We start from the raw sequence: 7,475 nt of genomic DNA, 5'->3' as shown, positions 1-7,475 counted from the left end.
GCCTGCCCATCTTATCTGAGCTTACCTGTAATCTGCAAGTTTCGTGCAGGTCATTTAGGTGGCTGGGTGATGAGATGGTGGGTTACGGTGGTTTGTGTTCCTGCCGTAACGACTCGTTCTACTGTACACAGGTTTTTGAGAGCACGCAACCCCGATGCCATGTTTCTACCCCAAACACCTACCCCAGCTTTCCACATCACATATATTTGGGCAGGTGAATAGCGAGGTAAGCCCAGAAATAACTTTTAAAAAAAATCTGACGCCCGCCTCTCCCCCGCCCTCAGACAGGGAAGAAGAGAAGCGGGCGTCTTTGTACAGCTCATCCTGTCACATAGATTTCATAGCTCAAGAGAGCCTAAGCAATCTCCACAACGGCCATGTTCTTTTTGCCACGGCGTACCACCACGTACTTGCCCAACAATAGGTCAGACTCGCTCAAGGTGACGCCTTCACCCTGCACCTTAACGTTGTTGATTGCTGCGCCCCCCTCCTTGAGGGTGCGGCGGGCCTCCGACTTAGATGCAGACAGGCCCGTCTCGGTCAGAATGGTTACCATATCCAGTGAATCTCGACTCAGTACCGCGCGGGGCAACTCAGCTGTTGCAGCCACCAGAGTCGCCTCGTCCAGAGCGGCGAAGTCACCCTTACCGAACAAAGCCTCAGACGCGGCAATCACCTTCTCAGTAGCGTCCACACCGTGTACCAGCGAAGTAACCTCGTAGGCTAGGGTCTTCTGAGCCAGACGTTTGAAGGGCTCCTCATCCACAGACCGCTGAAGAGCAGCAATCTCACCGCGGGTCTTAAAGGTAAAGACCTTAAGACGATCAGCAACGTCGGCATCAGCAGTGTTCAGCCAGAACTGGTAGAAGGCGTACGGTGAGCACAGCTCAGGGTCAAGCCAGATAGCGTTGCCCTCAGACTTACCGAACTTGGTACCATCAGAGTTTGTAATCAGCGGGGTGCCCAGGGCATGAACAGACTTACCCTCAACCTTGCGCACCAGCTCCGTGCCACTGGTCAGGTTGCCCCACTGATCCGAGCCGCCACACTGTAGGGTTACACCGTAGCGGCGATTGAGCTCGAGGAAATCATTGCCCTGCAGAATTTGGTAGGAGAACTCGGTGTAAGAGATACCCTCATCGGAGTTCAGGCGTTTAGCCACAATCTCTTTCTTGATCATGGTGCCCACACGGAAGTTCTTACCAATTTCACGCAGGAAGTCAATCGCAGAAAGCTGACCGGTCCACTCTAAATTGTTGACCATCTGTGCAGCGTTATCGCCCTCAAAGGAGAGGAAACGCTCAATCTGTGAGCGCAGGCTTGCCACCCACCCCTCAACAACATCGCGAGAGTTAAGCACACGTTCAGAAGTCTGACGAGGGTCACCAATCAGACCGGTCGCACCACCGACCAGCCCGAAGGGGCGGTGGCCGGCCAGCTGCAAACGGCGCATAAGCAACAACTGCACCAGATGCCCCAAATGCAGGGATGCCGCAGTGGGGTCGTAACCGATATAGAAGTTCACAGTCTCTTCAGCCAGCGCCTTCTCTAAGGCTTCTTCGTCGGTGCTGACGTGCACGAAGCCACGCCACTTCAATTCCTGCCAAATATTCTCGAAGGAATCATCGTTGTGCTGAGCTGCAAGAGTCTCTTCAGACACGGTTACTCCTGGTTGGTTGCATCAATAAAAGCGGTATCTACCACCCACCACGGTACCAGACTGCTAGTGAACAGACGCTTCGATTCCGGCAGGGAGTTCAGTAGAAGCAAGCAGGTGCAGGCGCTGGGTGGGGCGGGTCATGGAGACATACAAATCACCCACTGAGCCGTTGGCCGTGCGGACCAAATCTGCAGGTTCAACGATAATGACGGTATCGAACTCTAGGCCCTTGGCCTCCCAGGGGGTCAGAATAAGCACCTGGTGCTCCAAGGCAGAAGCCGATGTGCCCAGCTTATCCCGGTGCTCCCTAGCAATCGCCAGGGCGGCATCACGGTAACGTTCCTCGCTCACAATTACACCAATCAGGGCACCGGACCCCAAGGCTAGTTCATCACTGACGGTTCCAGCCAAAGCCGGGTAAAGGCCCTCCTCACCCACAATTCGAGCGGACGGTGCCCAATTACCCTCACGCACCGCCCGCGGAACAGAAATCTCAAGACCGGCAGCACGAGCAACAGCCACCGCAGCATCCGAAATCTGGGCGGGAGTACGGTAGTTGACCGTCAGCTCATCCAGAGTGAAACGTTCCCCCACGAAAGGCTCAAGGGCCTGAGCCCAAGAGGTAGCTGCAGCAGCAGACGACGCCTGCGCGATATCACCCACAACCGTGAAGGACTTCATGGGGCAACGGCGCATGAGCAGACGCCACTGCATAGGCGAAAGCTCCTGAGCCTCATCGACCACCACATGACCGTAGGCCCAGGTACGGTCTGACTGGGCAGCCCGAGCAGCGGTCATTTGTTCTCCGCGCTCCTCATTCAAACCGGCAACCTGTTCAGCGGTCACAACGCCGTCCACACCCATGTCGGCTAGCTGCTGGTCAACATTCTCCAGAGCCCTGCGGGCGTTCTCAAGATTAGCCTGGTGGGCAGCTTCAGCGCGGGCAGCTGCCCCGGCACCGGCAACCTTGGTGAAATCACCGAGAAGCTCCGCAGCCTCATCAAGCAGGGGCACATCGGCCTCGGTGAAAGGCTGAGATACCGGGCGGGCCAGAGCATCACGCTCACTATCGGTCAGGACACCGGCGGTTGCGCTGATCAAATAGGTTGGCTTAGAGAAGAGTGAACGCACCAGGGTCTCGGGTGACAGCGGCATCCAGTGCAGGTTAAGGGCACGGCGGACGTCCAAGGAGGCACGGACGTCGTCCTCAAGATAGGGGCGGTCGACCACGTGCCCGGCAGCCAGGTCAAGTTTCTCGTTGAGTTGGGCGGTCAGTTCCTTGAGCAGGACCTTAACGAAGGTTTCGCGGGCTTCATTGTGAGGCTTGCCGGTTGAACGGGCCGCGTGGCGGGCATGCTTGACCATGCCCGGAGTCATCTCGATAGAGGTGGAGTCCACGAACATGGTGACGGGTTTGGTGGGTATCTTCTGGCGGTCAGCCACTGCCTTTGAAATAACCTGAGCCATGCGCAAATCCCCTTTAATTTTGGCTATGACCGGGTCGGTTTCAGGTACAGCTTTGATTCCCGGGTAGAGGGTAGCTAGGGATGACATCACCACACCGGTTTCGCCCAGGGAGGGAAGGACCCGCTCGATGTACCACATGAAGGAGTCCGAGGGGCCGACCACCAGCACACCCGCGTTGTTCAGGCGTTCGCGGAAGGTGTAGAGCAGGTAGGCGGCTCGATGCAGAGCCACGGCAGTTTTGCCGGTACCGGGGCCACCTTGCACAACGCGCACACCTGCCAGATCTGCGCGGATGATAGCGTCCTGCTCAGCCTGAATCGTCGCCACAATATCGCTCATACGGCCGGTGCGCTTGCGGTTGAGGGCAGCTAGCAAGGCGCCCTCACCGTGCAGAAGCTCGTCACCATCAGCCAGCATGGCTGAGTCAAGGACGTCATCGTCGAAGCCGGTGACCTCGCGACGCTCTAGCATGAGGTGGCGGCGGCGGCGCACCCCCTGGCGGTTAAAGGCGGTGGCCTGGTAGAAGGTGCCGGCCTCAGGGGCTCGCCAGTCGATGAGCAGGCGAACCTGGTCTTCGGTGGCCAGGCCAATACGCCCGATATAGCGCACGGTTTCGTCATCGAGATCAAGACGCCCAAAGGCCAGCCGGTGATCAACGGCACTGTACTGGGCTAGGCGGTCCTCATAGTGCTGGGCGTAGGCATCACGCTCAGAACGGTTCTGATGGCTACCAACGGCCTGGTTGAGCTTGGTGCTCTTGAGCTTCTTCTCGTTGATGTCGCGCAACTCGTCCAGGCGGGCGTAGAGGCCTGCCACGTAGGCACGTTCGCCAGCAAGTTCAGCCTGATAGGCGGTTTCTGCGGCGGTCTGCTCGGAGCTGACGCGTGTGGTCTCAGTCAAGAGGGCACCCTTCATCACGGAAAATTCAAGCCCTCCATTCTACCCGCACACCAGGGCAAAAAGAAAGGACGCCCGTGGCCTCTCGGTCAGGCAGGGCACCAGAGCTTTCAAACTCTACCTATCAGTAGTGGTATCTGCAGGCAGCAATCAAGATTGAAGTATCTGTTATCGCATAGATGAGTCTGTGTTCATCTGTAATCCGCCGCGACCAGAACCCGGACCAGTCGTGTTTAAAGCGCCTCGGGCTTGCCGATACCTTCATGCCCATTGCGGGCAATGTCTTTAATCAGCGTGTTAATGCGTTTTAGGATTTTGCGGTCCTGTTGCTGCCGCCAAAGGTAGTCTTCCCAGGCGTTTCCATGGCTTACTCTTCAATCAGCTGGTGCTCTTCTCCCAAGCCAACTTTTAGACGAGCAATCGCTTCAGAAATCCGACGAGCGTCCTTAGGTGAACGCATGAGGTAGGCGGCTTCTTTGAGGGGCTCATAGTCTTCTAACGACAGCATAACCATGGAATCATGCCCCCCTGGTAATTACAACCTCTTCGCGGTCGTTGATAAGAGAGTCCATGACCTCTGCATACCGGGCACGAGATTCTGAGTAGGTCATTTTCATACCGCACAGCCTTTCTTGTACAACCTTTTGTACGACTAGTGGTTTTTCTTGGGAAGTGCGGCAGAAACAAAAACCGGGGTGCTGCGGTAAAGGTTGTCTCTATTCAGCGACCAAAGACAGGGCCTCCAGGCGACGACCAGCCAGGATCTCGCGTCCGCCCAGGCCCTCAAGTTCCAGGAGAACGCCAATACCGGCGACCTTGAGGTCAGCCATCTCCATCAGGTGGGTGGCAGCCTCCAGGGTTCCGCCGGTGGCCAACAGGTCATCCACAATCAGTACCCGCGAACCTGCCGGGATGTCGTCCTTATGAATCTCAATCGCAGCCTGGCCATACTCCAGGGAGTATTCCTTCATGTAGGTATCACGCGGCAGCTTACCAGCCTTGCGTACGGTCATGACGCCGCTACCCGCAATGTAAGCAATAGCTGAAGCCATCAGGAAGCCGCGGGCCTCAACACCGGCCACGATGTCAAATTGCCCTTCAAAACGCCGGGCGAGCTCTTCCATAGATGCCCTGAATACCTGCGGGTTAGCGAACAGGGTGGTCACGTCGTAGAAGAGGATGCCCTCCTTGGGGTAGTCCTGAATCTGCGCGCAGGCAGCAGGAATCTGCTTCTCAAGGGGCAGGGAAGAATCAACGGGCTTAATCATGGACAGGGTTACGCCTTCAATCATCAGTGGTTGCGCTCATGCACAAAAAACGTCACCAGCTAGTATACGCATAGCATACTGGTTATTAATAGTGGCCAAATTATAGTCAAGAAATTAAAGTGCTCGCACTTACGCCAGTAAACTAGAACTACCAACCTAGCACTGCCAGCTACTCACTAGAGGGTAATAATGAATTCGACCATCTACAGCAGAACACGCCTGATCTTTAAAAACGAGGGAATAGAAGGCGCAAGCGCTGAACTCCAAGTACCGCTCTCAACCGCAATCAATATAATGTGGGAGGGCGAAAACTCAGATCCCCAATTCACTGGCGACGCATTCTTCATCCACAATAGCCTTTTTAAAGCTGCATTCTTTGACTACCTTATCCACAAAAAAGCTCAGCAAAAAGCTGCGGCTGAGGATGTGCTACCCCAGTGGGAAGAAACCCCCGATGAGGAACATGCTAATTTTCAAGATGATTCGGCCGCTGAGAAAACTTATGAAGAAAAGCTAGCAAGCCTCCGCAAGGATACAAAGAAAGCAGAAGCAACTCTTCTGGAGCTAGCTACCATCCTAGCTTTTGGCCCCAAACAAGATAATTTCCAGGACGCATATTGCTCAGCTTGCATCGAATTTTCGAGGCATCTGGAACTCGCAACTCCGCTTACCTGGTCAGATGCTTACATTTGCGATAATTGTAACGTAGTGACAGCAGCATGCTCAGTTCCAGGTTGCTCCCACTTCGCCTTGCGAGGCTTCGGACGTACAGGAATGCGGTCTGCGTCATTGCCCCTATGCGCTGAACATACTCACGAAATCCCTAGTTTTGACCGGGCAAAGGCAACCCTCAGTGACCTTTCACATTGGGATACCCTTTTTGAATACGAGAAGGCAGATATTAAAAAGGTAGCCAAGCGAGGAGCTACAATCGCCACAGTAGCAAGTCTTGCGATTCCTTTTGCTTACGTCGCTGCTCCCGGTATTGGTGCTGCCATAGGCGCTGCAAAGGGCTTACACGGCGTTGCCGCATTGAACCACGGCCTAGCGCTTCTTGGCGGTGGCTCACTTGCAGCAGGTGGAATGGGCATGGCTGGAGGACAACTGGTTGTTACCGCTATCGGATCTGGGCTTGGCGGAGTAGCTGGTATGAGGGTCGCATCGGCTTATATGTCCAAAGACTCTTCATTCAATATCGAAACAATACGCGGTGGAGAGGGGCCTGCAGTCGTTTTTGCATCCGGCTTCACTACCGAAGAAGATCAGAAGTGGGCACGTTGGAAACGTGTTATTGACACCCTCTACCCAAAAAACCCTGTCTACCGTGTTTACTGGGGTGCCAAGGAACTCAAAGATCTCGGTGTGTACCTAGGAATGGGTGGTCTTGGCGGAGCTGGTGGCCTTGGCTTACAAGGCCTCGCCGCGAAAGGGGTCAAACGAGCAGCAAAGAACCTTGGAGGAGTTGGGGTAGCGAATGCTGCCCTGGGCCTTGTAACTAACCCCTGGACTACAGCATCGAATAGAGCTAAACAAGCTGGCTCTGCCCTTGCCTCGATTTTGGCAAGAACTGAAAATACAGATGGATTTATTCTAGTCGGGCATAGCCTAGGTGGAGCATTGATGGCAACTACTGCTGCAGCGCTTGCCAACGGCGAGGATAAGAGCCCAGTCGTTGGAGTTCACTTACTCGGCGCCGCTTACCCTGCTTCTGCTGCGACGGAGCCCCTTGCCAATGGCGTCAATGGAAAGGTCTTCAATTATCACTCGCTCAACGATGAAGTGCTAAGAAAACTCTATAAAGTTGGAGCTTTAGGCAAGACGGCAGCAGGCTTCAAGGGTTTTTCTCAGGAACACCCACGAGTTATCAATGTTGATGTCACAGATAAAGTACCTGGTCATAGAAAGTACATTGACTTCGTGGCCTTGCTAAAAGACTGATAAAACAATGTAGAAAAAGAAAGTGGGTTCACCCCAGAGCAACAGTCTGGGGCGAACCCACTTTCTATTTGCCCCATTCCACCTAGTTACAGATAGATTGTTAGCCACAACGCACCGCTCACAAATATCGGCACTCAGGGGCAGAGAAAACTGGCAAGACCGGTTACCCAAAAGTACTCCATGAGGATAGAAGGGAGCCAGTGAATGCGGATAACCAGGGTGAAAAGAACAATTGTCATTGCGAC

General features: G+C 54.6%; 5 protein-coding genes and 1 pseudogene. 1 reads left to right on the top strand and 5 read right to left on the bottom strand.

Features of this window, described 5'->3' with window-relative positions; all coding sequences use genetic code 11:
* Nucleotides 1-355: 355 nt before the first annotated feature.
* The 5 genes and pseudogenes from tyrS to L6966_RS11660 all read right to left on the bottom strand — a co-directional run bounded on the left by tyrS (nucleotide 356) and on the right by L6966_RS11660 (nucleotide 5,292).
* Nucleotides 356-1,660, bottom strand: coding sequence for a tyrosine--tRNA ligase (gene tyrS / locus L6966_RS11680; RefSeq protein WP_237233437.1), 1,305 nt, complete (start codon nucleotides 1,658-1,660; stop codon nucleotides 356-358).
* 63 nt (nucleotides 1,661-1,723) lie between these two features.
* Nucleotides 1,724-4,027, bottom strand: a complete 2,304-nt coding sequence (locus tag L6966_RS11675) for a HelD family protein (protein WP_419721898.1) — start codon at nucleotides 4,025-4,027, stop codon at nucleotides 1,724-1,726.
* Nucleotides 4,028-4,148: 121 nt separating this feature from the next.
* Nucleotides 4,149-4,338, bottom strand: a pseudogene (locus L6966_RS11670) (Txe/YoeB family addiction module toxin).
* Nucleotides 4,339-4,391: 53 nt separating this feature from the next.
* Nucleotides 4,392-4,538 (bottom strand): type II toxin-antitoxin system Phd/YefM family antitoxin, encoded by a 147-nt coding sequence (locus L6966_RS12125; protein WP_272878802.1) that lies wholly within the window; start codon nucleotides 4,536-4,538, stop codon nucleotides 4,392-4,394.
* A gap of 202 nt (nucleotides 4,539-4,740) precedes the next feature.
* Complete coding sequence (locus tag L6966_RS11660; protein WP_083090990.1) at nucleotides 4,741-5,292, bottom strand: adenine phosphoribosyltransferase; 552 nt, start codon at nucleotides 5,290-5,292, stop codon at nucleotides 4,741-4,743.
* Between the two features lie 189 nt (nucleotides 5,293-5,481).
* On the opposite strand from L6966_RS11660, the gene L6966_RS11655 reads away from it, so the two are divergent.
* The gene (locus L6966_RS11655; RefSeq protein WP_237225260.1) at nucleotides 5,482-7,230 is read left to right on the top strand and encodes a DUF726 domain-containing protein; all 1,749 of its coding nucleotides are present in this window, start codon (nucleotides 5,482-5,484) and stop codon (nucleotides 7,228-7,230) included.
* Nucleotides 7,231-7,475: the final 245 nt, after the last annotated feature.

Origin of the sequence: Rothia nasisuis, from assembly GCF_928381405.1 — a bacterium.
Taxonomy (GTDB): domain Bacteria; phylum Actinomycetota; class Actinomycetes; order Actinomycetales; family Micrococcaceae; genus Rothia; species Rothia nasisuis.
The sequence above is the reverse complement of the archived record's forward strand: the minus strand, read 5'-3'. Positions and strand labels throughout refer to the sequence as shown.